Annotated in this window: 15 protein-coding genes; 12 read left to right on the forward strand and 3 right to left on the reverse strand. The window is 67.1% G+C overall.

The genetic code is table 11. The features are described 5' to 3' along the window. The first annotated feature begins 26 nt into the window (after positions 1-26). Genes ACZ50J_RS03540 through ACZ50J_RS03560 form a run of 5 tightly spaced genes read left to right on the forward strand, consistent with a single transcriptional unit; the run spans position 27 to position 3,712 of the window. Positions 27-527, forward strand: a complete 501-nt coding sequence (locus ACZ50J_RS03540; RefSeq protein ID WP_464299906.1) for an RNA polymerase sigma factor — start codon at positions 27-29, stop codon at positions 525-527. Continuing rightward, positions 524-1,138 (forward strand): methylated-DNA--[protein]-cysteine S-methyltransferase, encoded by a 615-nt coding sequence (locus ACZ50J_RS03545; protein WP_464299907.1) that lies wholly within the window; start codon positions 524-526, stop codon positions 1,136-1,138. The genes ACZ50J_RS03540 and ACZ50J_RS03545 overlap by 4 nt, the downstream gene beginning before the upstream one ends. 2 nt (positions 1,139-1,140) lie before the next feature. Beyond that, positions 1,141-1,851 (forward strand): 2OG-Fe(II) oxygenase, encoded by a 711-nt coding sequence (locus ACZ50J_RS03550; RefSeq protein WP_464299908.1) that lies wholly within the window; start codon positions 1,141-1,143, stop codon positions 1,849-1,851. Continuing rightward, positions 1,841-2,176, forward strand: a complete 336-nt coding sequence (locus ACZ50J_RS03555; protein WP_464299909.1) for an Ada metal-binding domain-containing protein — start codon at positions 1,841-1,843, stop codon at positions 2,174-2,176. The genes ACZ50J_RS03550 and ACZ50J_RS03555 overlap by 11 nt, the downstream gene beginning before the upstream one ends. Positions 2,177-2,236: 60 nt before the next feature. Beyond that, positions 2,237-3,712, forward strand: coding sequence for an MFS transporter (locus ACZ50J_RS03560; RefSeq protein WP_464299910.1), 1,476 nt, complete (start codon positions 2,237-2,239; stop codon positions 3,710-3,712). Positions 3,713-3,725: 13 nt separating this feature from the next. On the opposite strand, the gene ACZ50J_RS03565 is transcribed toward ACZ50J_RS03560, so the two are convergent. After that, a complete protein-coding gene (locus tag ACZ50J_RS03565) occupies positions 3,726-4,475 on the reverse strand; it encodes a class I SAM-dependent methyltransferase (RefSeq protein WP_464299911.1) in 750 nt (249 codons plus the stop codon). A 175-nt stretch (positions 4,476-4,650) separates the two neighbouring features. On the opposite strand from ACZ50J_RS03565, the gene ACZ50J_RS03570 reads away from it, so the two are divergent. The 5 genes from ACZ50J_RS03570 (at position 4,651) to ACZ50J_RS03590 (ending at position 10,811) form a co-directional block, all read left to right on the forward strand. Next, the gene (locus ACZ50J_RS03570; RefSeq protein WP_464299912.1) at positions 4,651-5,664 is read left to right on the forward strand and encodes a LacI family DNA-binding transcriptional regulator; all 1,014 of its coding nucleotides are present in this window, start codon (positions 4,651-4,653) and stop codon (positions 5,662-5,664) included. 161 nt (positions 5,665-5,825) lie between these two features. Continuing rightward, complete coding sequence (locus ACZ50J_RS03575; protein ID WP_464301306.1) at positions 5,826-7,520, forward strand: glycoside hydrolase family 13 protein; 1,695 nt, start codon at positions 5,826-5,828, stop codon at positions 7,518-7,520. 2 nt (positions 7,521-7,522) lie between these two features. Next, positions 7,523-8,941 carry an ABC transporter substrate-binding protein gene (locus ACZ50J_RS03580; RefSeq protein ID WP_464299913.1) on the forward strand — a complete coding sequence of 473 codons (1,419 nt, stop codon included), beginning with the start codon at positions 7,523-7,525 and terminating at the stop codon, positions 8,939-8,941. Between the two features lie 116 nt (positions 8,942-9,057). Continuing rightward, positions 9,058-9,933 carry a carbohydrate ABC transporter permease gene (locus ACZ50J_RS03585; protein WP_464301307.1) on the forward strand — a complete coding sequence of 292 codons (876 nt, stop codon included), beginning with the start codon at positions 9,058-9,060 and terminating at the stop codon, positions 9,931-9,933. Beyond that, positions 9,930-10,811 carry a carbohydrate ABC transporter permease gene (locus ACZ50J_RS03590; protein WP_464299914.1) on the forward strand — a complete coding sequence of 294 codons (882 nt, stop codon included), beginning with the start codon at positions 9,930-9,932 and terminating at the stop codon, positions 10,809-10,811. The genes ACZ50J_RS03585 and ACZ50J_RS03590 overlap by 4 nt, the downstream gene beginning before the upstream one ends. Before the next feature lie 6 nt (positions 10,812-10,817). Here ACZ50J_RS03590 and ACZ50J_RS03595 read toward each other — a convergent pair whose 3' ends face one another. Next, positions 10,818-12,719, reverse strand: a complete 1,902-nt coding sequence (locus tag ACZ50J_RS03595) for an acyl-CoA dehydrogenase family protein (RefSeq protein WP_464299915.1) — start codon at positions 12,717-12,719, stop codon at positions 10,818-10,820. A gap of 4 nt (positions 12,720-12,723) precedes the next feature. Then, positions 12,724-13,425 (reverse strand): TetR/AcrR family transcriptional regulator, encoded by a 702-nt coding sequence (locus tag ACZ50J_RS03600; protein WP_464299916.1) that lies wholly within the window; start codon positions 13,423-13,425, stop codon positions 12,724-12,726. An 83-nt stretch (positions 13,426-13,508) separates the two neighbouring features. Here ACZ50J_RS03600 and ACZ50J_RS03605 point away from each other — a divergent pair, with 83 nt between their 5' ends. Then, positions 13,509-14,786: an acetyl-CoA C-acetyltransferase gene (locus tag ACZ50J_RS03605; protein ID WP_464299917.1), complete on the forward strand. Its 1,278-nt coding sequence runs from the start codon at positions 13,509-13,511 to the stop codon at positions 14,784-14,786. 70 nt (positions 14,787-14,856) lie between these two features. Next, positions 14,857-16,224, forward strand: coding sequence for a 3-oxoacyl-ACP reductase (locus tag ACZ50J_RS03610; RefSeq protein ID WP_464299918.1), 1,368 nt, complete (start codon positions 14,857-14,859; stop codon positions 16,222-16,224).

Here is a 16,224-nt window from a genome sequence, read left to right on the forward strand (position 1 = left end):
CAGTCCACGGCGACTACCTGGTGATGATGAAGCAACCGTTCGAGAAGGCGATCGACGCACACGGCCCGACCGTGCTGCGGGTATGTCGCGCAGTCCTCGGTATGACGCCGGACGCCGACGACGCCTGGTCCGAGACGTTCCTGGCGGCGTTGCGTGCCTGGCCGGACCTGCCCGACGACACCAATGTCGAGGCGTGGCTGGTCCGGGTCGCGCACCGTAAGGCGATCGACGTGACCCGGGCACGCAAGAGGCAACCGGTGCCGGTCGACGACCTACCGACGTCGGCACCCAGCACCGACGGGATCCCGCACGACGCGGATCCGGAGCTGTGGTCCACCGTCGCGTCACTACCCGACCGGCAGCGTCTCGCCGTGGCCTACCACTACGTCGGAGGCCTGCCGCACAAGGAAACCGCCGAGCTCATCGGCGGCACCGCCGACGCGGTCCGCAGAGCCGCGGCCGACGGCATCAAGACACTGCGAAAGATTTACGCATCGGGCGCATCTCAGGAAGGAACACCACGATGAACACCAAGAACACGCGCGCCCTCGACCTGACTGCCGCCCTCCCGGTGCGCGGCGAGGAACTGGACGCACTTCGCGACCGCCTGGCCCGAGCTGCCGACCGGGACGGGCTGCTCGATGTCGCCTACCGCACCGTCGACACACCGCTGGGCACCCTGCTGCTCGCCGCCACCGAACGCGGGCTGGTCCGTGTGGCCTACGAGCGGGAGGAGTTCGAGCGGGTGCTCGAGACGATCGCGCAACGAGTGAGCCCGCGGATCGTGCGGACCCCCGCACGGTTGGACGAGGTGGCCCGCGAACTCGACGAATACTTCACCGGCCACCGGACGTCCTTCGACCTGACACTGGACCACTCGCTCTCCTCGGGCTTCCGCGCCGAGGTGCAGCGCAGCCTGCCGTCCATCGCCTACGGGCACACCGCGTCATACGGCGACATCGCGCGGCTGGTCGGTCGGCCACGGGCGGTGCGGGCCGTCGGCACGGCCTGCGCGACGAACCCGCTGCCGATCGTCGTGCCGTGCCACCGCGTCGTACGCAGCGACGGCTCCTACGGCGGGTATGTCGGGGGAGCCGACGCCAAGACGACGCTACTCACGATGGAAAGCGCGGCCTGACGATGAGCAGGTGGTGGGACCGGGTCGATTCCGGCGACTGGAACGCGATCACCGACGAGGTCAATGAGTACGGCGGAGCGCAGTTGCCACAGCTCCTCGACGCAGCGGAAGCGGTGCGCATTCGTGAGCTCTACGACCAGGACGAGCTGTTCCGCAGCACGGTCAACATGGGACGACACCGGTTCGGCGAAGGCGAATACCGTTACTTCGCAACGCCATACCCAGAGCCGATCGAACAACTGAAGCAGGCACTCTACCCGCGACTGTTGCCGATCGCGCGGGACTGGTGGACCAAACTCGGGCGCGATCCGATCTGGCCGGACACTCTCGACGAGTGGCTCGCGATGTGCCACGAAGCTGGTCAAACCAAGTCGACCGCCATCCTGCTGAAGTATGGCGCGAAGGACTGGAACGCCCTGCATCGCGACCTGTACGGCGAGCTGGTGTTCCCGTTGCAGGTGGTCATCAATCTCAACGAGCCGGGCGTCGACCACACCGGCGGCGAGTTCCTGCTCCTGGAGCAGCGTCCACGAGCGCAGTCCCGCGGCACCGCCACTCTCCTGCCGGAGGGGCACGGGTACGTGTTCACCACCCGCGACCGGCCGGTGGAGTCCAAGCGTGGCTGGTCGGCGGCGCCGGTCCGACACGGAGTCTCGGCGATCCGCTCCGGCGAACGTCATACCTTGGCGCTGGTGTTCCACGATGCGGCCTGACGCGGCCGGCGAAGGCGAAAACGTATCCGGTGCAAAGCGATTCACGCTGCTCGGTGCCGACGGCGTGCCGTATCGCTCGGACACTCCGGGCGTGCTCGGCGGCAACAGACTGGGCCGCATCTACGGTCGGCTGGACTGCCCGTCGGCGTTACGGGCCGTCACAGCGGGCCACTACGTGGAGCACCGGGTGTTCTTCGCCGACGAGTCCACCGCGATCGCCGCAGGATTCCGGCCGTGCGGAAACTGCCTTCGCGAGAAGTACCGGGCGTGGAAAGACGCTGAAACCGGTCCGGTGCTGCGTGAAGGCGAGGGGAAACCGCGCTGAAACTCGGCGTTCCTAGGTTGCTGTGCAGACCGATTCCACTGCGCTGCTCAGGAGGCCGCCATGACGAACGCCACACTCGCTCCCGCTCCACCACCCACGAAAACCACCACGCCGCGCACATATTCGTCGATCCGTGCCGCTTGGATCCCACTTGCCGCGCTCTGCTTGGCGTTCTTCGTCGAGATGGTCGACAACACGCTGCTGTCGATCGCGCTGCCGACGATCGGCCGGGACCTCGGCAGCGGCACCACCGCTCTGCAGTGGGTCACCGGCGCCTACTCGCTGACCTTCGGCGGCCTGCTGTTGACCGCCGGCTCGGTGGCCGACCGCTTCGGCCGCCGCCGCGTCCTGCTCATCGGGCTCGGCCTCTTCGGGCTCATCAGTCTCGGCGTCGTCTTCGTCAACTCGACCGGCGAACTCATTGCACTGCGCGCCGCACTGGGCATCGCAGCGGCCGCCATGGCGCCGATCACCAATTCCCTGGTCTTCCGGCTCTTCGACGACAAGGCGCTGCGGATGCGTGCGATGACCGTGATGATCATCGTCGGTATGTCGGGCTTCATCCTCGGCCCACTCCTCGGCGGCACGGCGCTCGCGCACATCCGTTGGGAATGGCTGCTCGTCGTCAACGCCCCGATCGCGCTCATTGCCGCCATCGGCGTATGGCGCGGCGTCGCACCCGACCAGCGCGACGGCCTGACCGACGACAAGCTGGACCTGCCCGGCGCGGCCCTGAGCATCACAATGATCGGCCTCGCCTGCTACTCGCTGACCAGCGGCGTGCAGAACGGCTGGCTCTCGTTCCTCACCCTCGCCTCGATCGCCGGTGCGATCGTCGCAGGCATCGCCTGGGTATGGCGCGAGCGCACCAGCAAGGCACCGATGCTCGACCTTTCCGTTCTGTCCAACGGAACCGTCCGCGGCGCGATCCTCGCGCAGATCGGCACCGCGATCGCCATGGCGGCCGTGATGTTCGGCCTGATCCTGCACTTCCAGTACGCCTACGGCTGGAGTCCGGTGCGGGCAGGCCTCGCGAACCTGCCGATGATCGCGACGATGCTGCTGGCGACCCCGTTGTCGGAATGGCTCGCCAAGCGCTTCGGTCACCGCATCGCCTGCCTGGTCGGCGCGGCGTGCCTGACCCTGTCGCTGGTCGGTATGGCGTGGGGCGTCGACCATGGCTACCTCGCCATCGCGATCTCCATGGTCGTCATGACGATCGGCCTGCGGACGGTCATGACCATCTGCGCCGTCGCACTCGTCGATGCCATGCCGGAGAACCGAACCTCGATCGGCACTGCGCTGAACGACACCGCGCAGGAGGTCGGCACCAGCGTCGGCACCGCCGTGGTCGGCACGCTCATCGCCGCTCTCGTCACGGCACAGCTGCCGGCGGGCACGTGGAGCCACGGTCTCGTCCAGTCCTTCTTCCACGGCGAGCGCATCACCTACGCCGTGCTCGCCGGCCTGGTCGGGTGCATCGCGACGTGGGGCGCCCTCACCCTCACCAACTCACACTCGGTCGAGGAGAACTGAGTGGGAGCGTGCGTCAGCGCGTGGCGATGAGCAGTCGTGCGCCGAGCTCGGCGGCGTCGAGGGCGAGGAACTCCTGGTTGCGTTCGGCCCACAGCCCGGACTCGATGTCGGCGCGCAGTTGGTCGACGGCTCGCCGCTCGGCGGTCGGCCCGACGGCGTGCCAGATGGAGGTGCCGCGTCGAACGGCATCGTCGAGATACGCGTTCGGCCGACGCCAGTACGCCTCGAAGAACCCGTCGCTGCAGTCCCACGGGATCGGGACAGGCTCCAGCCGGCCGTCGATGGCTGCCGCCAGGTCGGGAACCGACGCCAGGATCCGACTGGCTCGCAGCGTGGCGAACTCGGGCAAGTAGTCGCGGAACAGCCAGAAGTCGTACGCCTCGCCCGTGTCGAAGAGGAGGACGACGACCCGACGGGCGACGCGTTGCATCTCGCGCAATCCCGCCAGCGGATCCTCCCAGTGGTGCACCGTGAACACGGCCATTGCCGCATCGAAGCTGTCGTCGTCGAACGGCAGATGTTCCGCGAACCCGGCCAGACAGGGGGCGGCACCCGCGGGTCGTTGGGACCGCATCAGCGACGAGGGTTCGACCGCGACGACGTGGCGGTCGGGAGGCTCGTAGGACCCGGTCCCCGCCCCGACGTTCAGCACCGTCCGGGCATCGCCCAGCGCCGACCAGATCCGTTCGGCGAGGCGTAGGTCCGTCTGTCGGGTCACCGGATAGGTGCCTCCGATCGAGTCGTACAACGCTGCTTCAGCCATGCCGTACCTCCAAGGAGATGTATCGGATCGATATATCAGAACGTAGCGCATTGGACGTCCTCACTGGTGCCAACTCGGACTCGGTCGAGGAGAACCGGGCCGATGCACGGCGCGGTGATCCGGCTGCGCAAGGGCTTTCGCCGGCTTGCAAGGTAATTGCGTATGCTTGCGTGCCGTGAGCACAAAACTTTCCGACGTGGCACGAAAGGTCGGCGTCAGCGAAGCGACGGTTTCCCGGGTGCTGAACAACAAGCCGGGGGCGTCCGAGGCGACGCGCCAGGCCGTACTCACCGCCCTGGACGTGCTCGGCTACGAGCGCCCCACGAAACTGCGCGGTGAGCGTGGCCGCCTGGTCGGCCTGGTCCTGCCAGAGTTGGTCAATCCGATCTTTCCCGCGTTCGCGGAGGTGATCGGCGGCGCACTCGCCCAGCAGGGTTTCACCCCGGTCTTGTGCACGCGATCCGCCGGTGGCATCTCCGAGGCCGAGTATGTCGACCTGCTCCTGCGTCAGCACGTCTCCGGCGTGATCTTCGCCGGTGGCTTCTTCAGCGAGCGGCAGGCCGATCACTCGCACTACCGGATCCTGAAGGACGTCGGAGTGCCGGTCGTGCTGATCAACGCGTCCGTGGAGAAGCTCGGCTTCCCGCAGGTCTCCTGTGACGAGGAAGTCGCCATGGAACAGGCCTACCGGCACATCATTTCGTTGGGACACAACAAGATCGGCTTTCTGCTGGGACCCGCCGACCACGTCCCGTCGGAGCGAAAGCTGGCCGCTGTGCGGGCCCTGGCCGAGCGTGACAACCGCTCGGTCGACGACGAGCTCGTCACGCATAGTCAGTACTCCCTGGAGGCCGGGCAGGCCGCCACCCGCCGACTGCTCGATGCGGGGGCCACTGCCGTCATTTGCGCCAGCGACCCACTCGCACTCGGTGCGATCCGCGCTGCGCGGCGCGCCGGTCTCAGGGTGCCCGAGGATGTCTCCGTGATCGGCTACGACGATTCGGTGTTGATGAACTCCACGGATCCGGCGCTGACCACCATCCGGCAGCCGATCGAACTCATGGGCCGGGCCGCGGTCGAGCTGCTCGCCCGGCAGATCGCCGGTCTGGCGGTCGACACCACCGAACTCCTCTTCGAGTCGGAACTGGTCGTGCGTGCCTCGACCAACGCCGTACGCGGAGGCTGCTGATCGGTGCGTGCCACGACGCAAGATCGATAACCACTTTCTGTCAACTTATTGCGTGATTGACGTCACGTAGTTACTCTCGTTCTCAATCTCGACCCGGTCCACCGGGTCGCGCGCGAGAGAGTGGGGCGCCCGCCGTGGGTCCAGACCGCACCGCCGACCGGATGTCCGGGTCCTCGTGGTGGCAGCACGCCGTCATCTACGAGATCCATCCACGCAGCTTCGCCGACGGTGACGGCGACGGGATCGGCGACATCGAGGGAGCACGGTCTCGACTGCCCTACCTGCGTGATCTCGGCGTCGACGCCGTCTGGTTCACGCCGTGGTACGTCTCGCCCCTCGCCGACGCCGGCTACGACGTCGCCGACTACCGGCGGATCGACCCGGTCTTCGGATCGCTCGTCGACGCGGAGGCGTTCATCCGCGAGGCGCGTGATTACGGCATACGCACGATCGTCGACATCGTTCCCAATCACGTCAGCAGCGACCACTCGTGGTTCCGCGCGGCGCTCGCGGCGGGTCCGGGCTCCGCGGAGCGGGACCGCTTCTGGTTCCGCGACGGTCGAGGTCCCGACGGTGCACAGATCCCCACCCACTGGGTGTCGGACTTCCAGGGCTCGACGTGGACCCGGACCACGGAGCCGGACGGCTCGCCGGGGGAGTGGTACCTGCATCTCTTCACACCGGAGCAACCGGACCTGAACTGGTCGCACCCCGACGTGCGGGCCGAGTTCGAGGACATTCTGCGGTTCTGGTTCGACCGTGGAGTGGCGGGCATCCGCGTCGATTCTGCCGCGCTGCTCGTGAAGGATCCGGAACTGCCCGAGGTGCCCCCAGACCCGCGCCCCGGACAGCATCCGTTCGTGGATCGCGACGAGGTGCACGACATCTACCGTTCGTGGCGCCGGGTCGCCGATACGTATGACGAACCCGGGGTTTTGGTGGGCGAGGTCTGGCTCCCCGACACCGAACGTTTCGCGGACTATCTGCGTCCGGACGAGATGCACATGGCCTTCAACTTCGATTTCATGACCCAGCCCTGGGACGCCGCCCGGATGCGGGAGTCAATCGACCGTACGCTCGCAGCGCACCAGTCGGTCGGGGCGCCGACCACCTGGGTGCTGTCGAACCACGACGTGACGCGCCCGGTCACCCGATACGGCCGGAGCGAGTCCGGATTCGCTTTCCAGGACAAGAGATTCGGCATACCGACGGACGTCACGCTCGGAACGCTGCGTGCGCGAGCCGCCTTCCTGCTCGTCGCTGCGCTGCCCGGCTGCGTCTACGTCTATCAGGGCGAGGAGCTCGGGCTCCCGGAGGACGAGGAGCTGCCGGCCGAGGCCATCGAGGACCCGATGCACTTCCGCTCCGGCGGCATCGACCCGGGCCGGGACGGATGTCGGGTGCCGCTGCCCTGGACCGCGGATCCCGCCGACTCACACGGCTTCTCGACCGGTATGGACGGAGGGCGAGCACGGCCGTCGTGGCTGCCTCAGCCCGAGTGGTGGGGGAAGTGTGCCGTCGACACCGAGCTGACCGACGGCACCTCGACGCTCAATCTCTACCGCGAGGTCATCGCTGCCAGACGTGACGAGACAGACCTCGTCGATGCGCCGGTCGATTGGCTGGACCTCGGCGACGACGTGCTCGCTTTCGATCGCGGCGCCCTCACCTGCATCGTGAACCTCGGGACCCGGCCGATCTTCCTGCCCCACGGGCACGACGTCGTGCTGGCCAGTGCCGAGCTGTATGGCGACCGCCTCCCCGGGAACACCGCTGTCTGGCTGCGACGCAGCTCGACCGCGCGCCACGACGATTCGATTAACCAGCAGGCCGGTCCGGCCACAGCCAAGGAGTGACGATGACAGCACGACGAAGTCTGACCGTGAGTGCGTGTGCGGGCGCGCTCGTCCTCGGGACCACGCTGGCCGCGTGCTCCTCATCCGGTGGCGGCGACTCAGGTTCCGGCGGGGGCGACAGCGCCTCGGCGCCGCCGCTGAAGTCGACGTCCAAGGTCACGCTGAACGTGGTGGGTCTGCTGCCGGGGTCGACCCCGGACGCCAAGAAGGCACTGGCGCAGGAGGTCTCCTCGTTCGAGAAGGCGAACCCCAATATCACCGTGAAGACACACGAATACGAGTGGAAGGCAACGACATTCGCGGCGAACCTGGCGGGCGGCACGTTGCCGACGGTGTTCGAGGTGCCGTTCACGGATGCGAAGACGCTCATTGCCAACAAGCAGATCGCGAACATGCAGCCCTACCTCGACAAGCTTTCGTACGGCAAGGAGTTCAACAAGAACCTCTTGCAGTACGGCCAGGCACCGGGCGGTGACGTTTACGCCATACCGGCGAAGAGCATCTATGCGGTCGGGCTGCACTACAACCGTCAGTTGTTCACCAAAGCAGGCCTGGACCCGAACAAGCCGCCGGCGTCTTGGGACGAGGTCCGTCAGGACGCGAAGACCATCGCCCAGAAGACCGGTCAGGCCGGCTTCGCCCAGATGGCCCAAGGGGGCACGGGCGGTTGGCAACTGACCGTCGACACCTACGCGCGCGGCGGTCGTGTCGAGTCCTCCGACGGCAAGAAGGCCACGCTCGACAACGCGGGAACCAAGGCTTCCCTACAGCTCCTGCGCGACATGCGCTGGACCGACAACTCGATGGGCGCCAATTTCAACTACAACTGGACGAGCATCAACCAGGCCTTCGCAGCCGGCAAGGTGGGGATGTACACCTCCGGTCAGGACGTCTACACGAGTCTCGTCCAGACCAACAACGTGGATCCCAAGATGTACGGGCTCACCATGATTCCGCTGACGGGCAACGGGTCGGGCGTGCTCGGTGGCGGAACGATGGCCGCGGTGTCGGCGAAGGCCAGCGACGACGAGAAGGCCGCTGCGATCAAGTGGATCGACTTCCACTACCTGCGCAAGTACACCAACCAGAAGGCGGCGGTCACGAACGCCAAGACCCAGATCGCGAGCAAGCAGCCGGTCGGTACGCCGGAGCTGCCCATCTTCAGCCGCAGCAAGTACGCGACATACGAGGGCTGGATCAAGCCGTACGTGAACGTGCCGCTGACCCAGATGACCAGCTTCACTTCCAAGATCTTCGGAGCACAACTCGTCAATGAGCCGGCAACCGCGACCCAGGACGTCTATGCGGCGCTCGACCCGGTGGTGCAGGCAGTGCTGACGAACAAGAACGCCGATATCGACTCACTGCTGAAGAGCGCGAACAGCAAGGCGCAACGGTCGATCGATTCGGCTGCCAGGTGACGGTGCGCACGACCGGAACGGATCCGCAGAGCCCGCCGCAGGCCGTGGCGCCCGATCGGCCGGGCCGGCGTTCTGCGACGCGCCCCACGGCGAGGCGCCGCACACCCGTGACGTGGGTGCGGGGCGGCGGCCTCAGCACGCTCGTCATCGCCCTGCCCATGTTGGTGGTCTTCGGGGTCTTCTCGTGGTGGCCGATCGTGCGAGCGGTGGTGATGAGCCTGCAACGGACGAATCTGTCGGCGCCGGCGACGTGGGTGGGGTTCGACAACTTCCGGTACGTCCTCACGGATCCGGACCTCCCGACGGCTGTGCTCAACACGCTCTACTTCGCTTTGTTGGCACTGATTTTCGGGTTCCCGATACCGCTGGTCGCGGCGGTGTTGATGAGTTCGGTGCGTCGGATGCGCGGACTGTTCTCGGTGTTGGCCTACCTCCCGGTCGTCGTTCCACCGGTGGTCGCGGTGCTGCTCTGGAAGTTCTTCTACGACGGGTCGAAACAGGGAGTCTTCAATGCCGTTCTCGGCTGGGTGGGTCTCGGACCGTACGCCTGGCTGTCGAGTCCGCATCTCGCCATGCCATCGCTCGTGCTCGAGGCGACCTGGGCCGCCGCAGGGTCCACGGTGATCATCTACCTGGCCGCGCTGCTCAGCGTCTCGCCCGAGTTGTATGACGCGGCGGAGGTCGACGGTGCCGGGGTGTGGCAACGCATCTGGCACGTGACGATCCCGCAGTTGCGCGGCGTGCTGGTCATCACCTTCATCCTGCAGATCATCGGCACGGTGCAGGTCTTCATCGAGCCGTTCCTGTTCACCGGAGGCGGCCCGAACAACGCCACCCTCACGGTGATGCTGATGATCTACAACTACGCGTTCGGCCGGTCGCTGGGCGGGGACTACGGGGCGGCGACCGCCCTGTCGGTGCTGCTTGCGATGTTCCTCGCGATCCTGTCCGCCCTGTATTTCCGACTCACCCGCAACTGGAGCAGATCATGAGCCTGGATCGTGGCTACCTGTCGGAACACGACCGGCGAAACCCCAGGATCGCGTTGACGACACGGTTGCTGCACGGGGGTCTGCTGGTGGTGCTCGTGGTCTTCGGTGTCGGGCCGGTGCTGCTGCTCGCGATGTATGCCGTCACCCCGACGCAGGACATCCTGCGGACTCCGCTGTCGGTCTTTCCACACGGTGTGCGCTGGGCCAACCTGAGCGAGGCGTGGAACGACGTCCACATCCGCCTCTACTTCATGAACACCGTCTGGATCGCCCTCGGCTCCTGGTTCGTGCAACTTCTCGTGGCAACGACCGGTGGCTTCGTGCTCTCCGTATTGCGGCCCGCGTGGGGTGGCGTCGTCAACGCGCTCGTCGTCGCGACCCTGTTCGTGCCGAGTGTCGTGCTGCTGGTGCCGCTCTATCTGACCGTGCTCGATCCTCCCGGGCTGCACACCTCGTTGATCAACACGTTCTGGGCGGTGTGGCTGCCTGCCGGCGCGAGCGCCTTCAACGTGGTGATCATGCGTCGGTTCTTCGACAACCTGCCGGAGGAGGTCCTGGAGGCCGCGCGCATTGACGGCGCGGGTCCGTTCCGCCTGCTCTGGTCGGTTGTGCTGCCGATGTCCCGGCCCATTCTCGGCGTGGTGTCGGTCTTTGCCTTCATCGCGTCCTGGAAGGATTTCCTCTGGCCGATGCTCGTGCTCGAGAACCCTTCTGCCCAGCCACTTTCGGTCCGATTGCCCGCGATCGAGTCCCAGACCGACTTTGGCGTCTTCCTTGCGGCACTGGCGATCGCGACCGTGATCCCGGTCGTGGTGTTCCTGCTCTTCCAGCGACTGTTCCTGTCCGGCGCAGGCCTCGGTGGTGCCGTGAAAGGCTGAGCCGGTTCAGCTCACGATCGGCGCGGTGATCAGCTCGTCGGGCACGCCCAACGCCTCGACGAGCGTCGACACCTGGGCGCGCAGTTCGCCGCACAGGTCGTTGATCGACGAGGTGACCGTGCGGCTGCGGGCCGTGGTGATGCGGCCGTGCTCGATGAACCAGGCCTTGTCCTCCTCGATCGAGGACAGGGCGTAGAGGATCAGCACGCGTTCCAGCAGGTTCTTCGCCGCGCCGTCCGCCATCGAATCCAGTGCTTCGACCGCAGCTTCGAGCACGCACCGGTCGATGTGGGCGCGCGCGGCGAAGAGCACATGGTCCTGAGCATTGTTGAACAGCTCGAAAGCGTTGTCCTTGGTGGCCTTTCGCAGCCGGTTGCCGAGGGTCTCGAGCACGTGGTCCGCCCGCTGCTCGAACATCGACGCGGCCCACGCCAGACTGTCGGTCGCCGACTCGTCGTCGCGACCGGTCGCCGCGTCGATCAACCGCTGTATGCCGGCCCGCCGGGTCGTGCGTTCGACGATCCGCTCACCGACCTGGCCGGCCAGCTTCCCGATCGTGCCGGGTATGTCGAGGTCGCCCCACATCGCCTTGTAGTCGGTGAGCAGCCCCTTGGCCGCCAACTGCAGCAGGACGGTGTTGTCGCCCTCGAACGTGGTGAACACGTCCACGTCCGCACGCATCTGGGTCAGCTGGTTCTCCGCGATGTAGCCGGCGCCACCGCACGCCTCGCGACAGGCCTGGATCGTGTCGAGCGCGTGCCAGGTGGTGACCGCCTTCAGTCCGGCGACCCGCGACTCGAGTTCTCGCTGGCCTTCTTGATCCGTTTCGGCGCCGTCGCCCTGCAACTCCTGCAGGCGTTCGGTGACGGCGTTCTGCGCGAAGCTCAATGCGATCGACTTCGCCAGACGGGGGAGCAGTTTCCGTTGGTGCGCAAGGTAATCGAGCACCACGATCTCGTCCTGCTCCTCGGCCGCGGCGAACTGTCGCCGGGTCGACCCGTAACGCAACGCGATGGCGAGCGCCTTCTTGGCGGCAGCGCCCGAGCCGCCACCGACGCAGACCCGACCGCGCACCAGCGTGCCGAGCATGGTGAAGAAGCGGCGGTTGGCGTTGTCGATCTCGGAGACGTAGTGCCCGTGCTCATCGATGTCGCCGAAAGCGTTGAGCAAGTTGTCCTTAGGCACCCGGACACCCTTGAAGGCGAAGGTCCCGTTGTCGACGCCGGGCAGGCCGCCCTTGGGCCCGTTGTCACCGATCGTCACGCCCGGCAACGGATTGCCGGACTCGTCGCGCACCGGCACGAGGACGGCGTGCACGCCGTGGTTGCCCTCGCCGGTGACCAGTTGGGCGAAGACGACGGCCATGCGGGCATCGCGCGCGGCGTTGCCGATGTAGGTCTTGACTCCGCCCTCGGTCGGTGTGTCGACGACAATTTCTTGCGTTGAATCGTCATACGTTGCAGTGGTTTCCAGTGCTTGAACGTTGCTGCCGTGGCCCACCTCGGTCATCGCGAACGACCCCAGCAGCCGGCCGGTCATGATGTCCTCGAGGTATGCCGCGTGGTGCCGACGGGTGCCCAGTCGTGCGACGGCGCCGCCGAAGAGTCCGAACTGCACACCGGTCTTGACCAGCAGTGAGAGGTCGCCGAGCGCCTGCATCTCGAAGAGCACGCACGATGCGGCGTAGTCCAGGTCGCCACCGAACTCGGTGGGGAATCCCACACGCCCATAACCCATTTCGGCGATCTTCAGCAGGGACGACGTGGTGCGCTCGCGGTGCTCCTCGATGGAGAGTCCGGCCGGTGTGAGCATCAGCTCGGCCGGAAGTTCGGTCCGTGCCCTCTGTCGTAGCTCGATCCAGCGGCCGTCGAGCGTTTCCCGAAGCTGCTGCGCGATGTGGTCGGTCATGGTTCTACCTCCTGGATTCCAGTCCGAGTACGCCGGACAGGCCGTGGGTTGCGAACTCGGCGAGGTGGCGGACCACCTCGGGGCGTGGGGAACGGTCGGGGTCGGCCAACCAGCGGTCGGCGGACTCCCGGACGAAACCGATCAGGCCGTGTGCCCAGATGCGGGACGCGCTGGTCGGTTGTCCGGCGTCACGCAGCGCCTCGGCGAAGATCGGCTGCAGGACGTCGGCGATGGTGTCGCTGATCCCGATGACAGGGTCGTCCTCGGGTGAGACGTTCAGTGTCGGGCGGCGGACGACGAATCGGTAGACCTCCGGATCGCGTTCCACCTGCACGAAATAGCTGTCGATGACGGCTTCGATCACCGCACGCGCGTCACCGGCGAGGGGAGCGTGGCCGGCGACGTCACCCGCGTGCGTCAGCACATCCTGCAGGTCGCGGAGGACATTGCTGTCGACGCTCGCGCACACCGCGAGGTAGAGGCCGAGTCGGTCGCCGAAGTGCCGGTAGATGACCGTCTTGCTGGTCCCGGCCTCGGCGGCGATCTCGTCCATCCCGACGGTGGCGCCGTGGTTGCGGATCGCACGCAGCGCGGCGTCGGTCAGCTCGCGTCGGCGCTGTTCGCGATGCTCGGTCCAGCGCGCGTCGCGGCCATCCCTGCGGCCATCCCGTTGGCCATCGACTCGGGCGTCCTGCGGAGGCGTCATACCAGGGAGAGTATCCGAAACGCGCTGTACCTGCTACTCTCGGTATCGGTAATTTCCTTCGGCGAATCTTCGGAGAATCGTTCATGAGCATCCGCGACGTTTATGTCCTCGGCGGCAACCGCATCCCGTTCGTGCGGTCCGGCGGCAAGTACCTCAAGGCCTCCAATCAGGACATGCTGACGGCGGCCATCGACGGCCTCGTCTCGCGCTACGGCCTGGCCGGTGAGCGGCTCGGCGAGGTGGCTGCCGGCGCAGTGCTGAAGCACTCGCGCGACTTCAACCTCACCCGCGAGTCGGTGCTCGGCTCGCACCTGTCACCCACGACCCCGGCGTATGACGTGCAGCAGGCGTGCGGCACCGGACTCGAAGCGACCATCCTGACCGCGAACAAGATCGCGCTCGGCCAGATCGACTCCGCCATCGCCGGCGGCTCCGACACGACCTCGGATGCGCCTCTGGCTGTGAACGATTCGCTGCGTCGGACGCTGATGAAGGTCAACTACGCCAAGACGCCGCAGCAGCGCATCTCCGCACTGACCAAGATCCGCCCGGGGCAGTTGGCGCCCGACCAGCCGACCAACGGCGAGCCGCGCACCGGCCTGTCGATGGGTGAGCACCAGGCGATCACCGCCAAGGAGTGGGGCATCACCCGCGAGGCGCAGGACGAGCTCACCGCACGCAGCCACCAGAACCTGGCCGCCGCCTACGACCGCGGGTTCTTCGACGACCTGCTGACGCCGTACCTCGGGGTGAGCAAGGACAACAACCTGCGCCCGGACAGCACGCCGGAGAAGCTCGCGAAGCTGAAGCCGGTCTTCGGCAAGGGCGAGGGCGCCACGATGACCGCCGGCAACTCGACCCCGCTGACCGATGGTGCATCCGCCGTGCTGCTCGGCTCCCGCGAGTGGGCCGACGAGCACCGCATCACGCCGCTGGCCCGGTTCGTCGACGGTGAGACCGCCGGCGTCGACTACGTGACCGGCAACGAGGGCCTGCTGATGGCGCCGCCCTACGCGATCGCCCGGTTGCTGCAGCGCAACAACCTGACCCTGCAGGACTTCGACTTCTACGAGATCCACGAGGCGTTCGCCTCGACGGTGCTGTGCCACCTGGCCGCCATGGAGAGCGCGGAGTTCTGCAAGGAGAAGCTCGGTCTGGACGCACCGCTCGGTGCCATCGACCGGGACAAGCTCAACGTCAACGGCTCCTCGCTCGCAGCGGGGCACCCCTTCGCCGCAACCGGCGGCCGGATCGTCGCGTCCGCCGCAAAGATGTTGCACGAGAAGGGTTCCGGCCGTGCACTCATTTCCATCTGCGCCGCCGGTGGACTCGGCGTCGTGGCGATCCTGGAGGCTTGCTGATGAGCTTCGACCGAGCCGAGGAAACGAGCTTGCGAGGCCCGCAGGCAAGGAAAGAGGAGCGACAGAAAGCATGACCGACACCTACTCGAACCTCGTCAACACCAACCCGGTCGGCAAGAAGATCGCCGGGCAGCTGGGCCTGCCGCGGCCGGCACAACTGCGCCGCTGGGCAGAGGGCCAGGAGCTGCTGGCCGGCCCCGCGGCCGTCGGCGGCATCGGTGCCGCACCGGTGGCCACTGCAGCCTCCGGCATCATCAAGGCGTCCGGTGCGGACGTCGTGGCGGCGACGCCCGAGGCGTCATACGACAGCAAGCTCGGCGCGATCGTCTTCGACGCCAGCGCTGCTCGCACCCTCGACCAGCTCGACGAGCTGCGCACCACCGTCGCCCCGGCGATCAAGAAGCTCGGGTCGTCCGCACGCCTCGTCGTGATCGGCACCCCGCCGGCCGAGCTCGAGGACGCCGAGGCCGCCGCCACCCAGCAGGCACTGGAAGGCATCACCCGGTCCATCGGCAAGGAGATGTTGCGCGGCAGCACCGCCAACCTGCTGTGGGTCGACCAGGACGCGCAGCACGACCCGTCCGTGCTCGCCGCACCGCTGCGGTTCTTCCTGTCCTCCCGTTCGGCATACGTCTCGGGTCAGCCGGTGCGTGTGCGCGCCGCCGACGTCCCGGACGCGACCGACTGGCGTCACCCGCTCGCCGGGCGCATCGCCGTCATCACCGGCGCCGCTCGCGGCATCGGTGCGGAGATCGCCAAGGTCTTCGCCCGGGCCGGCGCGACGCTGATCCTGGTCGACATCCCGGCCGCCGGCGACTCGCTGAGCAAGGTCGCCAACAAGCTGGGCGCGACCGCGCTGCAACTCGACGTCACCGCCGAGGATGCGGGCGCTCGCATCGCCGAGGCCGTCGCGCGCAAGGGCGACAAGCTGCACGTCATGGTGCACAACGCCGGCATCACCCGCGACAAGCTCTTCGTCAACACCGACGAAAGCCGTTGGGGCAGCGTGCTCGACGTCAACCTGCGCTCGCAGTTCCGTATCAACAAGACGCTGCTCGACCCATCGGTCAAGGGTGGCTTGGCCGAGGGTGGCCGGATCATCGGCGTCGCCTCGATCAGCGGCATCGGCGGCAACCGTGGCCAGTCCAACTACGCGGCGTCCAAGGCGGGCGTCATCGGCATGGTGCGTCAGCTGTCGCAGAACCTCGCGGACCGGGAGATCACCGTCAACGCGGTCGCACCCGGCTTCATCGAGACCGAGATGACCGCGAAGATCCCGTTCGCCACCCGCGAGGTGGGCCGCCGGCTCAACTCGCTGCTGCAGGGCGGCAGCCCGACCGACGTCGGCGAGGCGATCGCCTTCTTCGCCGAGCCCGGTGCGGCCGGCGTGACCGGTCAGGTTCTGCGCGTCTGTGGCCAGAGCCAGCTCGGGGCGTGA

Source organism: Flexivirga sp. G2 (assembly GCF_055397625.1).

Bases quoted from the DNA above. Each gene is read 5' to 3' on its own strand.
- ACZ50J_RS03540 (WP_464299906.1), top strand. From the start codon at position 27: ATGAAGCAACCGTTCGAGAAGGCGATCGACGCACACGGCCCGACCGTG.
- ACZ50J_RS03545 (WP_464299907.1), top strand. From the start codon at position 524: ATGAACACCAAGAACACGCGCGCCCTCGACCTGACTGCCGCCCTCCCG.
- ACZ50J_RS03550 (WP_464299908.1), top strand. From the start codon at position 1,141: ATGAGCAGGTGGTGGGACCGGGTCGATTCCGGCGACTGGAACGCGATC.
- ACZ50J_RS03555 (WP_464299909.1), top strand. From the start codon at position 1,841: ATGCGGCCTGACGCGGCCGGCGAAGGCGAAAACGTATCCGGTGCAAAG.
- ACZ50J_RS03560 (WP_464299910.1), top strand. From the start codon at position 2,237: ATGACGAACGCCACACTCGCTCCCGCTCCACCACCCACGAAAACCACC.
- ACZ50J_RS03565 (WP_464299911.1), bottom strand. From the start codon at position 4,475: ATGGCTGAAGCAGCGTTGTACGACTCGATCGGAGGCACCTATCCGGTG.
- ACZ50J_RS03575 (WP_464301306.1), top strand. From the start codon at position 5,826: ATGTCCGGGTCCTCGTGGTGGCAGCACGCCGTCATCTACGAGATCCAT.
- ACZ50J_RS03580 (WP_464299913.1), top strand. From the start codon at position 7,523: ATGACAGCACGACGAAGTCTGACCGTGAGTGCGTGTGCGGGCGCGCTC.
- ACZ50J_RS03590 (WP_464299914.1), top strand. From the start codon at position 9,930: ATGAGCCTGGATCGTGGCTACCTGTCGGAACACGACCGGCGAAACCCC.
- ACZ50J_RS03595 (WP_464299915.1), bottom strand. From the start codon at position 12,719: ATGACCGACCACATCGCGCAGCAGCTTCGGGAAACGCTCGACGGCCGC.
- ACZ50J_RS03600 (WP_464299916.1), bottom strand. From the start codon at position 13,425: ATGACGCCTCCGCAGGACGCCCGAGTCGATGGCCAACGGGATGGCCGC.
- ACZ50J_RS03605 (WP_464299917.1), top strand. From the start codon at position 13,509: ATGAGCATCCGCGACGTTTATGTCCTCGGCGGCAACCGCATCCCGTTC.
- ACZ50J_RS03610 (WP_464299918.1), top strand. From the start codon at position 14,857: ATGACCGACACCTACTCGAACCTCGTCAACACCAACCCGGTCGGCAAG.